This is a genomic window from Saccharothrix coeruleofusca, from assembly GCF_014648515.1.
In the GTDB taxonomy this organism is placed as follows: Bacteria; Actinomycetota; Actinomycetes; order Mycobacteriales; family Pseudonocardiaceae; genus Actinosynnema; species Actinosynnema coeruleofuscum.
In genome coordinates this window covers 12,977-28,180 of record NZ_BMRG01000030.1, presented here as the reverse complement: position 1 = coordinate 28,180, position 15,204 = coordinate 12,977, and the positions used below count along the sequence as shown (strand labels likewise).

The following is a 15,204-nucleotide window of genomic DNA, read 5'->3' as shown; positions in this document are numbered from 1 at the left end:
ATCGGTTAACTACCGCCATGCGGCGGACGTCCGAGGTGATCGCCATTGACATCGGTGGCACGAAGCTGGCCGCCGGGCTGGTCGACCCGGACGGCGTGGTGACCGCCCGCCGGGCCACGCCCACCCCGGCCGGGGACGCCGAGGCGGTGTGGCCGGCGCTGGCGGGGCTGCTCGACGAGCTGGTGGCGCTGGGCAGGCCGGTGGGCGGCGCGGGCATCGCCAGCGCCGCCCCGATGGACCTGCGCGCGGGCACGGTCAGCCCGGTGAACATCCCCGGCTGGCGCGACTTCCCCCTCGTCGCGCGGGTGGCCCAGCGGCTGGGCGGGCTGCCGGTCCGGCTCGCGGGCGACGCGGTGTGCATGGCGCTGGCCGAGCACCACCACGGCGCGGGCCGGGGCAGCGGGTGCCTGCTGGGCATGGTGGTCTCCACCGGCGTGGGCGGCGGTTTCGTCTTCGACGGCAAGCCGCACCTGGGCGCGCTGGGCAACGCGGGCCACGTCGGCCACGTCGTGCTGGACCCGGCGGGACCGGAGTGCGCGTGCGGGGCGAGGGGGTGCGCGGAGGCGATCGCCAGCGGGCCGTCCATGGTGCGCTGGGCCGTGGAGCGGGGCTGGCGTCCCGCCGACGCGGCGCGGGCCGACGCGGCGGCGCTGGCCGCCGACGCCCGCTCGGGCGACGAGGTGGCGCTGGCCGCGTTCCAGCGTTCGGGCGCGGCGGTGGCGCACCTGATCACGGTGTGCGTGGCGTTGTGCGAGGTCGACCGGGTGGTGATCGGCGGCGGCGTGGCGCAGGCGTGGGACCTGCTGGAACCGGCCATCACCGCGACCCTGCGGACCTGGGCCGGGCTGGACTTCCTGCGCCGCGTGGAACTGCGGCCCGCTGAGCTCGGCGCGGACGCGGGCCTGGTGGGGGCGGCGGCGCTGCTGGCCGGTGGGAGTCCACTGAGGGCCGTTCCGGTGCGCGCCACGACGAGCGCGTGAGGCGCGGCGGGTGGTCCCGCCGCGCCTCGCGGAACTACCGGAAGTTCACGTCGCTGCACAGGAAGTACGCCTGGTCCATGTGGCTGGCCTGCCAGATCACGAAGACCACGTGGCGGCCCGAGCGGCTGCCCGCGTCGACCTGCGTGGTGTAGACGCCGCTCGGCTCGTAGCGGCCGGTGGAGGTGACCAGTTCGAGGTCGCCCCAGCCCAGCGGGCGGGTGGCGGCGTCGAAGCCCTGGCGGGTGATGTGGACCCGCAGGAAGTCCGCGCCGTGCTTGGCCTGGTCGTCGATGGTCAGGTCGAACCGGCGCGGCTTGTCCGCCATCACCCAGTCGCCCACCGCGTCCAGCGACCGGTAGCGCCCGTTCGCGGCGTTGCCGCCGCTGCACAGCTGACCGTCGGGGATCGCGCCCCGGAAGTCGCCTCCGAGACCGTTGCGGTACACGCCCCTCCAGATCCACATGGCGTCGGGGTCGGCCTTCCACGCCTGTGCGCACATGGGGTCGGTCAGACCCATGTCCGGGTTCTGGTGGTCGCTGCCCCAGCGCTGCCAGCAGCCGTAGCTGCGGGACGGCGGGTCGGTGGTCGAGCCGTGCGCGTCCGCGATGCCCGCGGTCACGAGCCCGAGCGTGGCGGCCACGGCCGTCAGCAGGCTCAGGAGTCTGCGCGTGAGTGACACGTTCTCCTCCTCGTCGAGGATGTGGGCCACTCCGGGCTGGGAGCGTTCCCGGAACGCACTGTAGCGACAGATTTACTTTCTGTGAAACCAGGGGGACGCGCGCGATCCGCCGTGGATCGCGCGCGTCCGGTGTGATCAGCCCTGGTGGGGGCAGGTGTCGCGGTACTCCGAGATGGCCGTGCCGCGCGGCGCGGGGCACAGGAACTGCTCGTAGCGGGTGTCGTTGTCGATGAACCGCTTCAACCAGGAGATGCTGTACTTGGCGATCGTGGTGTTGGAGGTGTTCGGCGCGAAGTGGCTCGCGTTCGCCAGCTCCAGGTACGCCTTGTCCAGGGTCGCGGGCAGACCCTCGTAGAACCGCTCGGAGTGGGTGGCCACCGGGGCCACCGAGTCGTCCTCGGCGCCGATGATCAGCGTCGGGGTGCGCACGGTGGAGAAGGTCTTGGTGGTGTTCCACCCCGTCAGCGGGATCGCGGCCTGCAGGCTGGGCCGGTCCTCGGCCGCCTCCAGCGAGCCGCCCCCGCCCATCGAGTGGCCCATCACGCCCAGCCGGTCGGGATCGATGCGGTCGCGCACCGCGCTGCTGCCGGTCAGGTAGTCCAGCGCGGCCAGCAGTTGGTCGCCGCGCGAGGCGGGCTGGTCGTAGCGGGAGTTGGTGTCGATGGTGAACACGACGAAGCCCTGCGAGGCCAGGCGCGGGCCCAGCCAGGAGATGCTGGACTGGGAGGCGGTGTAGCCGGGCGAGATCGCGACCGCGCCGAAGGTGCCCTCGGCGGTGCTGGTGGGGTAGTAGATGGTGCCGCCGCCGAAACCGCGCACGCTCAGGGACGACACGGTGGTCTGGGCGGTGGCGAACGGGCCTCGGAGGGCCTCGATGCTGGCCGTGGTCGGCGCGGGCCCGCGCTCGAACGGGTTCTCGGCCGCTTCCGCGGTGGCGGCTCCCGTGGTGAGGGCGACCGTCGCGGCCAGCGCGGCGGCGGCTCGCGTCCACTTCGGAGCGCGGTGGGTGGACGGGGTTTTCATCTGCATGGCAAGGCTCTTCCCGTGTGGCGGTGGTGCCGGACGCGCCTGCGGCGACGGTGGGAGTCCTCTGTGGACCCGAAGGCTGCGCAGCGGAGTCTGCCTACTACCTACTCCGGAGTCAAGTAGTGGTTTGAGCACTGTGCGTCACATGGCGTTCTTGGCGGCCCGCGCTTAACCTCTCGCCGCCCGCGCTTAACCTCTCGCCGCCCGCGGGCCTGGTGTGCTAGCTTCGCCCCAGGTTTCCGGCGCGAGGAGTCGAAGGGGAGGTGGGGTATGACTGCCAGGCCTGTCGTTGCCGTGCGCAACGAGCGGTGGTCCCCCCTTTCCCTTCCCCAGGGCTGACGCCGTAGCGGCACCATCGCCGCCGCCGCCCTGGGTCCTTCGCGACCAGGAGTTCCCGCGTTGTCCGACAACGTCTTTCCCGGCATGTCCGACTACGGGTGGGACGAGGCGCTGGAAGCCTCGTTCACCCCGCACCGCGAAGCGGGCCTGGTGCCCGCCCGCGTGGCGCGCGTCGACCGGGGCCGGTGCGACCTCATCACCGGCACCGGCCCGACCCGAGCCACCATCCCGACCGACCTGACCCCGTTCCCGTGCACCGGGGACTGGGTCGCCCTGCACCCCGGCGAGGCCGTCCTCGCCGAGGTCCTGCCCCGCCGCACCGCACTGGTCCGCTCGTCGGCGTCCCGCCGCTCGGACGGCCAGGTGCTGGCCGCGAACGTCGACACCGTCGTCGTCGTGGTCTCCCTGGCCGCCCGGCTCGCCCTCGGCCGGGTCGAGCGGATGCTCGCCCTGGCCTGGGAGAGCGGCGCGCGGCCGGTGGTCGTGCTGACCAAGGCCGACCTCGCCGACGACACCGAGCGGGCGCTCGCCGAGGTGGCCGCCGCCGCGCCCGGCGCCGACGTGCTGGCGGTCAGCGCCACCACCGGCGACGGCCTCGACGCGCTGCGGGCCGTGCTGACCGGCACGATCGTGCTGATCGGCCCGTCCGGCGCGGGCAAGTCCACCCTCGGCAACGCCCTGCTGGGCACCGAGCGGCTCGCCGTGGGCGAGGTCCGCGCGGCGGACGGCAAGGGCAGGCACACCACGGTGCACCGCGAGCTGCTCGCCCTGCCGCACGGCGGGGTGCTCATCGACACGCCGGGCCTGCGCGCGGTGGGGCTGTGGGACGCCGACTCCGGCGTGCGCCAGGCGTTCGCCGAGATCGAGGAGCTGGCCGAGCGGTGCCGGTTCGCCGACTGCGCGCACGGCGGCGAACCCGGCTGCGCCGTGCTGGCCGCCGTCGAGTCCGGTGAGCTGTCGCAGCGCCGCTTCGACAGCTACCTCGCGTTGCAGCGGGAGAACGAGTGGATCGCCTCGCGCACCGACGCGCGCCTGCGCCTGGCCCGCAAGAACGAGCGCAAGGCGATCACCCGGTTCCAGCGCAAGCTCTACCGGGAGCGGGGGCGGGGATGAGCGAGGCATTCTTCGCCCTGCACCACGACCTGCCGCGCCAGGGGCCCGGCTCGGACGCCACCACCCGGCTGCTGCTCGCCCTGGCCGGTCCCCTGCCGGACCGGCCGAGGGCGCTGGACATCGGCTGCGGCCCCGGCCGCTCCGCGCTGGTGCTCGCCGAGGCGGGCGCCGAGGTCACCGCGGTCGACACGCACGAGCCGTTCCTCGACCAGCTGCGCCGGTCGGCCGTCCGGCGGGGGCTGCGCGTGACCGCGGAGCACCGGTCGATGACCGACCTGCCCTACCCCGACGCCTCCTTCGACCTGGTCTGGGCCGAGGGCTCGGCGTACCTCATGGGGTTCGACCAGGCGCTGTCGGCGTGGCGGCGCCTGCTGGCGCCCGGCGGCGCGCTCGTGGTGACCGAGTGCGGCTGGACCACGCTCGACCCGGCCCCGGCCGCCCGCGCCTTCTGGGACGCGGCCTACCCGCTGCGCACCACGGCGCAGACCATCACGGCGGCGACGCGCGCCGGTTACACCGTCACCGCCACCTACCTCCTGCCCGACCGGGACTGGTTCGACGAGTACTACGCGCCGCTGGAGCGCCGGGCGGACGCCGCCGACCCGGCGCTGCCCGGCATGGCGGAGGCGCTGGCCTGGACGCGGCGGGAGATCGACCTGCGCCGCGCCCACGGCGCGGACTACGGCTACACCGGCTACGTGCTGCGCCCAAGACCCACCACCCCCTAACCCGCGTCGGCAAGTACCACCCGAGGGCTCCGGGAGGGCCGGTAACTACTACCGGGCACCCGGAGCCCTCGGTTCGCGGTGTCCGAACGCCCAACTCGTGCGCCCGCGAGGTGGCCAGTTTCGGCGAAGTGGACCGGGACACGGCCCGGTCGCGCACCTAGTGTCCGGTCCGCAGAACCCCTTCGCCAGAACCCCTACGCCAGAACCTCTCGACGCTGGGAGCAGCCGTGGACCCCGTGCTCGCCGCCGACCTCGCCGCACTGCCGGACCTGCTGGAGACCACCGGCAGGTTCGCCGCCCACGCGCTGGGCGGCCTCGACGCGCGCCCCGTCGTGTCGAGGCCGCCGGTGCCCGGCGGGGAGCTGCCCGACAGCGGCGTCGGGTTCGACCGGGCACTGGCCGAGTTCGCCCGGCGGTGGGAACCGGGGTTCTCCGGCTCGGCGGGCCCGCGCTACCTCGGCTTCGTCACCGGCGGCGCGACGCCCGCCTCGCTCGCGGGCGACTGGCTGGCCTCCGCGTTCGACCAGAACGCCACGACCGGCGTCGACTCCGCCGCCGCGGAGCTGGAACGCGAGACCGTGCGGTGGCTGGCCGGGCTGTTCGGCCTCGGCGACACCCACACCGGGGCGTTCGTCACCGGCGCGACCATGTCGAACTTCGTCGGACTGGCGCTGGCCCGCGAGTGGCTGGGCGAGCGGGCCGGGGTGTCGGTCGCGCAGTCCGGCGTCGCCGCCCTGGGGCCGGTGGCGGTGCTCTCCGGCGCACCGCACTCCAGCACCTACAAGGCGCTGGCGATGCTGGGGTTGGGGCGCGACAGCCTGCGCCCGGTGCCCACGCTGCCCGGCCGGGAAGCGGTCGACCCGGACGCGCTGGCCTCGGCGCTGGCGGCGCTGGACGGCCGCCCGGCGGTGGTGGTCGCCAACGCGGGCACGGTCAACACCGTCGACTTCGACGACCTGCGGGCCATCGCGGCACTGCGCGAGCGCTACCCGTTCTGGCTGCACGTGGACGCCGCTTTCGGGGCGTTCGCCGCGCTGTCGCCGGAACTGGCGCACCTGGTGGCGGGACTGGCCGAGGCCGACTCGGTGTGCGTCGACCTGCACAAGTGGCTCAACGTGCCCTACGACTCGGCGGTCCAGTTCACCCGCAGGCGGGACCTGCAGGTCAAGGTGTTCCAGAACGCCGCCGCCTACCTCGGGCTGCCCTCGGCGGAACCGGACTTCCTGCACCTGACCCCGGAGAACTCCCGGCGGCTGCGCGCGCTGGCGGCCTGGTTCAGCCTCACCGCCTACGGGCGCGCGGGGCACCGGGAGATCGTCGAGCGGTGCGTGGCCTCGGCCCGGCGGCTGGGTGACCACATCGCGCGGACTCCCGCCCTGCGCCTGCTGGCGCCCGTGCGGTTGAACGTCGTGTGCTTCACCCTCGCCGAGGAGCCGACGGCGCAGCGGGTGGCGCAGCTGTGCGGGCGCATCGCCGCCACCGGCGACACCTTCCTGACGCCGACCGTCTACAACGGACAGCACGCGCTGCGCGCGGCGTTCAGCAACTGGCGCACCGGGGAAGCCGACGTCGACCGCGCCTTCGCGGCCATCGCCTCGGCGTGCGCCTAGGAGCCCGCCGGCGGTGAGGCGCCGAAAACCGGTGGAACAGCGCCGCCGGGCGCCTCTACCGTGCTGTCGGACCACATCGCCCAGTCGAGGACGTGCCGTTGTACACCCTGTGAGACCTCCCGAGCGCTGAATCGTCGCGCGGTCGCGCCTGTGCGCCGCGCTTCTTCCTGCTGCGGACTTCTCACAGAAACGGTGCTTCCTGTGCCCAGGACCTGGGTGGTCGTGCCCACCTGCCTGCCATTAGTCCTCCGTCGTTGTCACACCTGCGCGTCCGGGCGGTTCCGGGCGAGCGGGAAATTCCGCGTCAACGCCAACCACAAGCTGATCGACGCATGGCTCCTGGTGCTCTGCGCCGGTTGCCGGGGAACCGTGAAGCTCACGGTCCTGGAGCGGGTGAACGTGCGCTCCGTGCGGCCGGAACTGCTGCGCCGCCTGAACGACAACGATCCCGCCCTGATCGCGGAACTGCTCCAGGACGACGCGCTCCTGCGCCGCAACCGCGTCAGCCTCGACTGGGGCACCACTTGGCGGCTCGACACGGGCAGCCCGGACCACCAGGACGACGAGGTGGTCGACGTCCGAGTCCACTTCGCGGCCCGCATCCCCATCCGGCCCGCGCGACTGATCGCCCAAGGCTGCGGCCTGTCACGAGCCGAGGTGGAACGGCTGATCGCGGAAGGCGGGATCGTCTCGGCCGCCGCACTGACCGGCAAGCTGTCCCACGACTTCACCTTCACCCTCAAGCGCTGACCCGCACGCCACAACTCACCGCTTGGCCCGCGCAAACCCGCGCGGGCCAAGCGGGCACCACGCGCGGCCGACTCCCAGGCGGCCGAGCCGACCCGGCGCAGCCGGGTCAGTTGATGAACGCGGCCACGGTGTCGAGGATGCGCTCGTCGCCCGCGAAGACGCCGGACTTGCGCGGCCACGGGGCCGCCATGTCGGTGAAGCCGAGTTCTTCCGCGCGGCCGAGGAAGTCGCGGTAGCACTCCACACTGGACAGTGAGAAGACCGGGGCGGCGTCGGTTTGCAGGAACCGGCGCAGGTGGTCGCGCGGCAGGTCCTGCGCGGCCAGCACGTCGTCCAGTCGCGCCGACAGCTCGGCCAGCGAGGACCACCAGGCGTCGAGGGTGTCGTGCTTGGCGCCCGTGGTGATCCACCCCTGGCCGAAGCGGGCGGCCAGCCGCAGGCTTCGGGGGCCGTTGGCCGCCACGATGAACGGAATCCGGGGGCGTTGCACGCAGCCGGGGGCGTTGCGGGCCTCCACGGCCGCGTAGTACTCGCCCGACCAGGTCACCTTCTCCTGGGTGAGCAGCAGGTCCAGCAGTTCCACGAACTCGGCGAACCGCCGCGCCGGGCTGGCCGGGGGCGGGCCGCCGAGGACGGCGCGGTCGTACCCGCCGACGCCGCCCGCCCCGACGCCCAGGGTGAACCGGCCGCCCGACACCTCGTCCAGGGTGGTCAGCTCTCTGGCGTAGGGCACCGGATGTCGGAAGTTCGGCGACGCCACGAGCACGCCCAGTTCGATGCGCGAGGTCGCCTCGGCGGCGAGGGCCAAGGTCGGCACCGAGCCGTACCACGGGCCGTCGACCAGTTTGCCCCAGCCCAGGTGGTCGAACGTCCAGGCGTGCGCGAACCCGTACGCCTCGGCGGCCTGCCAGCGCGGCTTGGCCTCGGCCCAGGGGTACTCGGGGAGGATGGTGATGCCCGCCTTCATGGCACGGTCCTTTCGATCAGATCTTGTGTTCGATCGAACCGAATGCCTGTTCGTCTGTCAATCGAAATCCGCTAGCAAGATCGGGTGACGCGCGGTCGGGGCGGCGCTCAGCCGGGGCGACCGGTGCCCGTCCCCAGCCAGCGGATCAGGGCGGTTTCCAAGCCTGCGGTGTCGCCATCGGCCGACGCCCAGGCCACGACCCCATCGGGACGCACCAGCAGGCCGCTCAGCCCGCTCCCCTGCGAACCGCCCCGGATCAGCTCCAGCCGCTCGGCGTACGGTTCCGCCGCGGCTGCCAGCCGGTCGTCCGCGGCAAGGTCGACGAGCAGGGCCCGGCCGCCGTGAGCGTGCTCGGCGAGCCGCGTGCCGTCGTCCAGCCGCAGGTCGGGCATCGTCGCGCCGACCAGGGGGTGACCGCCCCCCAGGTCGTAGCGCTGCCACAGGCCGGAGACCCGCTTCACGTAGTGGGTCGCGCCGTCGCGCGTGCCGAGGAAGTCGGCGACCACTCCCCTGAGCGCGCGGGTGTCGGCGTCGCCGCGCATCACGGCCACCTGGGCGCGGGTCCAGTCGAGCACCCAGGCGCCCACCGGGTGCCTCTCGGCGGTGTAGGTGTCCAGCAGGCCCTCGGGCGCCCACCCCCGCACCGTGGCCGCCAGCTTCCAGCCCAGGTTGACGGCATCGCCCAGGCCCAGGTTCAGGCCCTGGCCGCTGAAGGGGGAGTGCACGTGGGCGGCGTCTCCGCAGAGCAGCACGCGACCGCGCCGGTAGTCGCTCGCCTGCCGCGCGTTGTCCGTGAAGCGCGCGGCGCTGATGACCTCGGTCACGCGGACGTCCACGCCGCTGACCCGTCGCAGGCTGGCCTCGATCTCAGCCGCGGTGACCGGTGCGTGCCGGTCCGCGGGCGGGCCGTCGAACTCGACGGTGCGCACGCGACCCGGCGTCGGCCCGTGCGCGTAGACCCCGGTGGGGGTGTGCTGCCACCCCTGTCCCAACCGCTCGCCCCCCTCTAGGGCGACTACCGCTTGACGGCCCGTGATGCCGGGGCCGGTACCGGTGAACTCGAAGCCCGCCAAGCGTCGGACCAGGCTGTGTCCCCCGTCGCAGCCGACCAGCCACGCCGCGCGCACGTCGTCGCCGCCGGACAGGTGAGCGGTGACTCCTGCCCCGTCCGCGTCGAACCCGCGCACCTCGACCCCGCGCCGGATCTCGACGCCCAGTTCTGCGGCGCGCAGGCTGAGCACCCGTTCCACCTCGACCTGCGGGACCATGAGGTACCAGCCGGTCCGACCGCGGTCGCGCAGGTCGGGGTCGGACCGGTCGACGGGGTCCGCCGGGACCGGGATGCCGCCGAAGTGCCCGACGAAGGGCGGTCGCCGAGAGCCCGCGGCGCGGGGGGCTTCGGGCTGCGACCGCCGCAGCGCCGCTTCCAGGGCGGGGAGCAGGCCGCGCCGGTCGAAGGCCAGCGCGGAGGCGGTGTTGACGGCTCCGGCCTTGACGGCGGTGTCGGGTTCCTCCCGCCGTTCGACGACGAGCACCCGCGTGCCCGCCAAGCGCAGTTCGGTCGCGAGCATCAGGCCGACCGGACCCGCCCCCGCCACGAGCACGTCGTAGTCCGTGCGGCTGGTGCTGGGTAACGGTGTTGTCGTGATGTGAATTGGTGTTCTCCTGTTCCGCTGGAGCCCTCCCGGCGGACCGGTCGTCGGTGATGCGGCAGGCGTCGCCCCGGTCCGAGGCCGGAGGGCCGAGTCGTGGTGGGGTGTCGAGCGGTCCGGCGGTCGCGTCCGGTGATCGAGTCCGGGGTGCGGCGCCGGGAGTTCCCCGGCGGGGCGAGTCCCGGTCGCGTCAACGCGGGGCCGTCGCGCGATGTCGCTGCGTCGACCGGCGGTCCACCGCTCGGGCCGACTGAGGTGTCGGTCGCTCGACGTGGTGAAGCTTGGCGCAGTGAAGCACATCGCGGTCCGCGAGGCAGGTGAATTTTCACCGCGCCCCGCGTCGGTCGACGTACCGCTGGCGGCCCTCGCGGAGGGGTTGACAGCGCCGACCCCCGAGGTGTTTGCTAACCGCAAGGTTAAATAACCAATCGGTTATCCAAGGAGGTCGTCATGACCACGGCGAACGAGTCCCGCACCGTCGTCACCACCCCGTCCGAGGTCGAGATCGCCATCTCGCGCGAGTTCGACGCCCCGCGCGAGCTGGTGTTCGACGCCTTCACCCGGCCCGAGCACGTCTCCCGCTGGCTGCTCGGGCCGGATGGCTGGGTGATGTCGGTGTGCGAGATCGACCTGCGCGTGGACGGCGCGTGGCGCTGGGTCTGGCGCAGGGACAGCACCGGCGAGGAGTTCGGCATGAGCGGCGTGTACCGGGAGGTCACGCGGCCCTCGCGGGTGGTGAACACCGAGGTCTACGAGGGCAACGAGTCGGTCGTCACGCTGGAGCTGACCGAGCGCGACGGCCGCACCACCGTCGTGCAGACCTCCCGCTTCGCCTCTCAGGAGGTCCGCGACGCGGTGCTGGCGACCGGCATGGCCGACGGCGTCGACGCCAGCTTCAACCGCCTCGCCGGGATGCTGCCCACCCTGGCGTGAAGCGGTGGGGGCCGCGTGGACCCCCACCGGCTCAGGCCACGCAGCCGTCGCCCCCCGGCGCTCCCCCGGCGGGCGCGTCCACCAGGAACTCGCCGACGAACGCGCGGACGGCGGCGGGGTCCACGGACAACCCCGTCCCGCGCTCGGTGCTCGTCTGCTCGCCCACCGGGATCGTCGCGGTGCGCACGGGTGCGTCCGGTCGCAGACCGCGGGCCAGGGCGAGCACGTCCCAGCCCTCGTCCACGCGGACGTGCTCGCGGACCACGCCCACCAGCGCGGGCAGGGTGTCCGGGGCGGCCAGCGCCTTGGCCGCGGCGGCGTGCAGGAACGCCTGCTGGCGCACCACGCGGTCCAGGTCGCCCTGCGGCAGGCCGTGGCGCTGGCGCACGAAGGCCAACGCCTGGTCACTGGTCAGCACCTGGCGCCCGGCGGGGAAATCGGCGCCGCTGTAGTCGTCCTCGGTGGCGTTGCGCAGGCACACCTCGACGCCGCCCACCGCGTCGTTGACGGCGGTGAAGGCCGTCATGTCCACCGCGGCGTAGTGGTCGATCCGCACACCGGCCATCGCCTCGACCGCGGTCACAAGGGCCTTGCTGCCCTCGACGCCCGAGCCCGCGCCCCGGTAGACGGAGTTCGCCTTGACCGTGCCGCCGGGAGTCTCGATCCAGGTGTCGCGCGGGATCGACACGGCGCTGATAGAACCGTCGCCGCCGAAGCGGGTCAGTGCGATCGAGTCGGTGTAGCCGTCCTCGTCCAGCCCGAACACCAGGACGTTCTGCGCCGTCGGCGACACCGCGGCCGACGACTGCGCCGCCGCGTCGGGCGAGGGCGGGGTGCCGCGACCCATGGTCAGCGGTACGACCAGGGCGACCGCCGCCGCGACGGCGGTCAGCCCGCCCGCCGCGATCAGGGCCATGGGGCGGCGGCGCGCCCTCTTCTTCTCCAACTCGGCCAACACGGCTCCAGGGTGTACGGCTCGGGCCGCTTCGGCGGCGATTGCCTCGCGGATGAGCATTTCGTGATCGGTCATCGCAGCACCTCCGCGGCGGATGAGGTATTCGTGTTCTGGTTGGCGCGCAACGTCTTCAACGCACGGGAGATGTGGCTGCGCACGGTTCCCTCACCGCATCCCAGAATCGCGGCGATTTCCGCGTCCGTGCTGTCCTCGTAGTAGCGCAGCACGAGTGCGGCGCGTTGCTTGCGGGGCAGCACCGCGATCCTGGCGCGCATCGCGTCGCGCTCCGCGTGACGCACGGCCGGGTCGTCGACCGGGGGTGAGACCTCCGCGAGTGCGCTGTGCGACGACGTGACCTCACGGGCCGCTCTGCGCCGCCACCACGACAGGTACTCGTTGGTCACCATGCGCTTGACGTAGAGGTACGGGGCGTCCAACGCCCCGATGCGGTGCCAACGGCGCTGCGCGCGCAGCAGCACCTCCTGCACGATGTCCTGCGCGAGGTAGCGGTCGCACGTCATCGCCGTGGCGTACCGCAGAAGCCGATCCAGCCGATCGGCGACGAACTGTTCGTACCCGTCCGGCACGTCGTCCCCTTCTGCCGAGGTGTCCGTTGCGGTCGGGAAACCTCGGGACGCGCCGCTGGCGTTGAACGCAGTGACGCGGCTCACACTCCGGGTGTGGTGCGCCGCGCGGTGGGATCGGCCGCGTGGCGTCCTGAAGCGGCGTCAGGGGATCAGCACGACCTTGCCGGTGACCGTACCGGACTCGGCCAGCGCGAGCGCCTCGCCCGCCTCCGCCAGCGGCACCCGCGCGGCGACCTGGGCCCGCAGCTCGCCCGAGGCCAGCAGGGCGAACACCGCGCCGAGGTCTTCGGCCAACCGGGTGCGGAACCGGGCGGCGTTCCGCTTGCCCGCCCAGATGTTGTAGAACGTGGCGGTGCGGCCGTTGGGCAGCGCGTTCCACCACATCAGGCGGGCGAGCAGCTTGAGCACCGGCAGCCGCGAGGAGCCCTGGACGTCACGGGTGGCCGCGGTGCCGTAGCCGACCAGCGTGCCGCGCGGCGCGAGCAGCCGGTAGGAGTCCACGATGCCGGGGCCGCCGACGTGGTCGAACACCGCGTCCACCCCACCCGGCGCCAGTTCGCGCACCCGGCCGGGCAGGTCAGGGTCGCGGTAGTCGACCGGCGTCGCGCCCAGGGCGCGCACCGCGTCGTGGTGGCGCGGGGAGGCGGTGCCGATGACCCGCGCCCCGGCGAGCCGGGCGAGCTGCACCAGGGTCGAGCCGACGCCCCCGTTGGCCCCGTGCACCAGCACGGTCTGCCCCGCGCGCACGCGGGCGATCCGGTGCAGCATCCGCCACGCGGTGATGCCGTTGACCACCAGCGTCTCGGCCTCGGCGGGGTCCACGCCGTCGGGCACCGGGACCAGGTCCGCCGCGTCGAGCACGACGTGGCCCGCCCAGCCGCCGGTCTTGGTCAGCGCCGCGTACCGCTTGCCGACCATCGCCGGGTCGACGTCCCCGCCGACCCGCGCCACCGTGCCGACCAGGTCGTAGCCGGGGGTGAAGGGGAACGGCGGCTGGTCGTAGTACTTGCCGCGGCGCATCTGCTGCTCGGCGAACGAGACGCCGCTGGCCTCGACCCGGACCAGGGCCTGCCCGCGCTCGGGGGCGGGCAGCTCGCGCCGCCGCAGCACCAGGCCGTCCGGCTCGACGACGCCGGGCAGCACGACTTCCAGGGTGGTCTCCACCTGCTTCTCCCATCTTGTGAGTGTCTGGTCACTCACTCATGTATGTGAGTACACACTCACACTTGGCGGATGTCAAACGGCGAACGCGCCGCCACCGGGTGGGCACCAGGCGTGACAGCGTTGGGGCGCAACGGTTTTCACCGATCCGCGCTCGTCCGATCGGCGTAGCATGGGGCCTCCACCCGCGTGGGCGGATGGATCGCCTTCTACGCCGGAAGTGCGCCATGATCGAGAATTCGCCGAGTGGTCCGGTGATGCTCGGGGCCGAAGTCGCGGTCCCGGTGACCGGGGAAGAGCTCCGCCGGGACGTGGTGGCTTCGCGTGGCGGCGGACCCGGTCGCGAGGCGGTGGTCCAGCGCGGTAGCAGGGGGCGGAACGCCTTCCCGGCCCGCGAGCCCGCGCGGATCGCCGTCGCCGTCGTGGGGCTGCTCCTGGTCGTCGGCTCGGCGAGCGGATGCGACGAGCGGACTTCGCCGAGGGGAACGGCCCCGCTCAGCACGGCCGCGACCACGACCGCGACCACGACCACCGCGGCCGTCGCCACGACGACGGCCGAACCGACCACCACGGCAACGACGGCAGAGCCGACCACCACCACCACCACAACCACGGTCGCCCCGCTGCCGCCACCCCCGCCTCCGCAAGAGCAGGCCGTGCCGAGGACGACCACGGCGCAGGTCGCGCCCGTGCCGCAGCCGGGCTGCGACCCCAACTACAGCGATTGCGTCCCGATCGCCGACGACGTGGACTGCCGGGACGGCAAGGGCAACGGCCCGGCGTACGTGACGGGTCCGGTCCGCGTGATCGGCGACGACATCTACGACCTCGACCGCGATGGCGACGGCATCGCCTGCGAGTAGCCACCCCGGTCGATCATCCGCCTGGCGGGGGCGCTGGGTACCCTCGCCGACATGAGCCGCGCCCGGCAGAAGGTCACGCTCACCGCGGACCTCGTGATCCTGACCATCCGGGAGAGCAGGCTGTGCGTGCTGGTGGTGGAGCGCGGGAACGAGCCGTTCGCGGGCGAGCTGGCGCTGCCGGGCGGGTTCCTGCGCGGTGACGAGAGCCTGGACCAGACGGCGGCCAGGGAGCTGTCCGAGGAGACCGGGATGGACGCCGGGGCCCTGCACCTGCAGCAGGTGGGGGTCTACTCGGCACCCGACCGCGACCCGCGCACGCCGCGTGTCGTCACCTGCGCCTACCTGGCCATCGCCCCCGACCTGCCGCTGCCCACCGCCGGGTCGGACGCCCGGTCCGCGCAGTGGCTGCCGGTGGCCGAGGTGCGGCGGCTGGGCCTGGCGTTCGACCACGACGAGATCCTGCGCGACGCGGTGGAGCTAGCCAGGGACCAGTTGCAGTTCCGCACCATCGCCACCGCCTTCTGCGGCGCGGAGTTCACCATCGGCGAGCTGCGCGAGGTCTACGAGGCGGTGTGGGGGGTCGAGCTGGACAAGCCGAACTTCCACCGCAAGGTCACCGACGCGGCCGGGTTCGTGGTGCCGACCGGGGGCAAGCGCCCGGCGGTCAACGGCCGCCCCGCAGCCCTCTACCGGGCGGGCGACGCGACCGCGCTGACGCCGCCGATGATGCGGCCGCGCTCGGCGGACGCCGAGCGGTCGCGCGCGCGTCGAGCTTGAGCGGGCAGCGCACCCCCCACCGTCCGCCAGTCGATCTTGTCGAAGTGACAATTGGCTCTGTGTCAAGGAAATTAGTTGCGCTCA

General features: G+C 73.3%; 15 protein-coding genes. 8 read left to right on the top strand and 7 right to left on the bottom strand.

What is annotated here, in order from left to right:
* Nucleotides 1–35 precede the first annotated feature (35 nt).
* Nucleotides 36–980, top strand: coding sequence for an ROK family protein (locus tag IEZ00_RS34795; RefSeq protein ID WP_229796396.1), 945 nt, complete (start codon nt 36–38; stop codon nt 978–980).
* Between the two features lie 34 nt (nt 981–1,014).
* Here IEZ00_RS34795 and IEZ00_RS34790 read toward each other — a convergent pair whose 3' ends face one another.
* Together IEZ00_RS34790 and bdeA are read right to left on the bottom strand one after the other, a co-directional pair.
* The gene (locus IEZ00_RS34790) at nt 1,015–1,659 is read right to left on the bottom strand and encodes a lytic polysaccharide monooxygenase auxiliary activity family 9 protein (RefSeq protein WP_189227605.1); all 645 of its coding nucleotides are present in this window, start codon (nt 1,657–1,659) and stop codon (nt 1,015–1,017) included.
* A 135-nt stretch (nt 1,660–1,794) separates the two neighbouring features.
* On the bottom strand, nt 1,795–2,682 hold the full coding sequence (gene bdeA / locus IEZ00_RS34785) for a bis(hydroxyethyl) terephthalate hydrolase (RefSeq protein WP_209624437.1): 888 nt from the start codon (nt 2,680–2,682) through the stop codon (nt 1,795–1,797).
* A 402-nt stretch (nt 2,683–3,084) separates the two neighbouring features.
* On the opposite strand from bdeA, the gene rsgA reads away from it, so the two are divergent.
* The 4 genes from rsgA (at nt 3,085) to IEZ00_RS34765 (ending at nt 7,225) form a co-directional block, all read left to right on the top strand.
* Entirely contained in the window at nt 3,085–4,137 is a 1,053-nt protein-coding gene (rsgA, locus tag IEZ00_RS34780) for a ribosome small subunit-dependent GTPase A (RefSeq protein ID WP_229796395.1), read from the top strand.
* Nucleotides 4,134–4,865, top strand: a complete 732-nt coding sequence (locus tag IEZ00_RS34775; protein WP_189227603.1) for a class I SAM-dependent methyltransferase — start codon at nt 4,134–4,136, stop codon at nt 4,863–4,865. The genes rsgA and IEZ00_RS34775 overlap by 4 nt, the downstream gene beginning before the upstream one ends.
* Nucleotides 4,866–5,092: 227 nt before the next feature.
* Nucleotides 5,093–6,475 carry a pyridoxal phosphate-dependent decarboxylase family protein gene (locus IEZ00_RS34770; RefSeq protein WP_189227602.1) on the top strand — a complete coding sequence of 461 codons (1,383 nt, stop codon included), beginning with the start codon at nt 5,093–5,095 and terminating at the stop codon, nt 6,473–6,475.
* 60 nt (nt 6,476–6,535) lie between these two features.
* Nucleotides 6,536–7,225 carry a DUF1062 domain-containing protein gene (locus tag IEZ00_RS34765; protein WP_306344711.1) on the top strand — a complete coding sequence of 230 codons (690 nt, stop codon included), beginning with the start codon at nt 6,536–6,538 and terminating at the stop codon, nt 7,223–7,225.
* A 106-nt stretch (nt 7,226–7,331) separates the two neighbouring features.
* Here IEZ00_RS34765 and IEZ00_RS34760 read toward each other — a convergent pair whose 3' ends face one another.
* On the bottom strand, nt 7,332–8,192 hold the full coding sequence (locus tag IEZ00_RS34760) for an LLM class flavin-dependent oxidoreductase (RefSeq protein ID WP_189227600.1): 861 nt from the start codon (nt 8,190–8,192) through the stop codon (nt 7,332–7,334).
* Between the two features lie 107 nt (nt 8,193–8,299).
* Complete coding sequence (locus IEZ00_RS34755) at nt 8,300–9,796, bottom strand: FAD-dependent monooxygenase (protein ID WP_268248885.1); 1,497 nt, start codon at nt 9,794–9,796, stop codon at nt 8,300–8,302.
* 498 nt (nt 9,797–10,294) lie between these two features.
* Between IEZ00_RS34755 and IEZ00_RS34750 the strand changes: the two genes are divergently transcribed.
* Nucleotides 10,295–10,777 (top strand): SRPBCC family protein, encoded by a 483-nt coding sequence (locus IEZ00_RS34750; RefSeq protein WP_189227598.1) that lies wholly within the window; start codon nt 10,295–10,297, stop codon nt 10,775–10,777.
* A gap of 31 nt (nt 10,778–10,808) precedes the next feature.
* Here the strand turns inward: IEZ00_RS34750 and IEZ00_RS34745 are convergent, their stop codons facing one another.
* The 3 genes from IEZ00_RS34745 to IEZ00_RS34735 form a co-directional block, all read right to left on the bottom strand.
* Nucleotides 10,809–11,807 (bottom strand): LCP family protein, encoded by a 999-nt coding sequence (locus IEZ00_RS34745; RefSeq protein ID WP_189227597.1) that lies wholly within the window; start codon nt 11,805–11,807, stop codon nt 10,809–10,811.
* Nucleotides 11,804–12,319 carry a SigE family RNA polymerase sigma factor gene (locus tag IEZ00_RS34740; protein WP_189227596.1) on the bottom strand — a complete coding sequence of 172 codons (516 nt, stop codon included), beginning with the start codon at nt 12,317–12,319 and terminating at the stop codon, nt 11,804–11,806. The genes IEZ00_RS34745 and IEZ00_RS34740 overlap by 4 nt, the downstream gene beginning before the upstream one ends.
* A gap of 141 nt (nt 12,320–12,460) precedes the next feature.
* A complete protein-coding gene (locus IEZ00_RS34735) occupies nt 12,461–13,519 on the bottom strand; it encodes a medium chain dehydrogenase/reductase family protein (protein WP_373293258.1) in 1,059 nt (352 codons plus the stop codon).
* Between the two features lie 188 nt (nt 13,520–13,707).
* On the opposite strand from IEZ00_RS34735, the gene IEZ00_RS34730 reads away from it, so the two are divergent.
* Together IEZ00_RS34730 and IEZ00_RS34725 are read left to right on the top strand one after the other, a co-directional pair.
* On the top strand, nt 13,708–14,343 hold the full coding sequence (locus tag IEZ00_RS34730) for a hypothetical protein (RefSeq protein ID WP_189227620.1): 636 nt from the start codon (nt 13,708–13,710) through the stop codon (nt 14,341–14,343).
* 51 nt (nt 14,344–14,394) lie between these two features.
* Nucleotides 14,395–15,120: an NUDIX hydrolase gene (locus tag IEZ00_RS34725; RefSeq protein WP_189227595.1), complete on the top strand. Its 726-nt coding sequence runs from the start codon at nt 14,395–14,397 to the stop codon at nt 15,118–15,120.
* Nucleotides 15,121–15,204: the final 84 nt, after the last annotated feature.

Bases quoted from the DNA above. Each gene is read 5' to 3' on its own strand.
- bdeA (WP_209624437.1), bottom strand. From the start codon at position 2,682: ATGAAAACCCCGTCCACCCACCGCGCTCCGAAGTGGACGCGAGCCGCC.
- IEZ00_RS34775 (WP_189227603.1), top strand. From the start codon at position 4,134: ATGAGCGAGGCATTCTTCGCCCTGCACCACGACCTGCCGCGCCAGGGG.
- IEZ00_RS34760 (WP_189227600.1), bottom strand. From the start codon at position 8,192: ATGAAGGCGGGCATCACCATCCTCCCCGAGTACCCCTGGGCCGAGGCC.
- IEZ00_RS34750 (WP_189227598.1), top strand. From the start codon at position 10,295: ATGACCACGGCGAACGAGTCCCGCACCGTCGTCACCACCCCGTCCGAG.
- IEZ00_RS34745 (WP_189227597.1), bottom strand. From the start codon at position 11,807: ATGACCGATCACGAAATGCTCATCCGCGAGGCAATCGCCGCCGAAGCG.
- IEZ00_RS34730 (WP_189227620.1), top strand. From the start codon at position 13,708: ATGATCGAGAATTCGCCGAGTGGTCCGGTGATGCTCGGGGCCGAAGTC.
- IEZ00_RS34725 (WP_189227595.1), top strand. From the start codon at position 14,395: ATGAGCCGCGCCCGGCAGAAGGTCACGCTCACCGCGGACCTCGTGATC.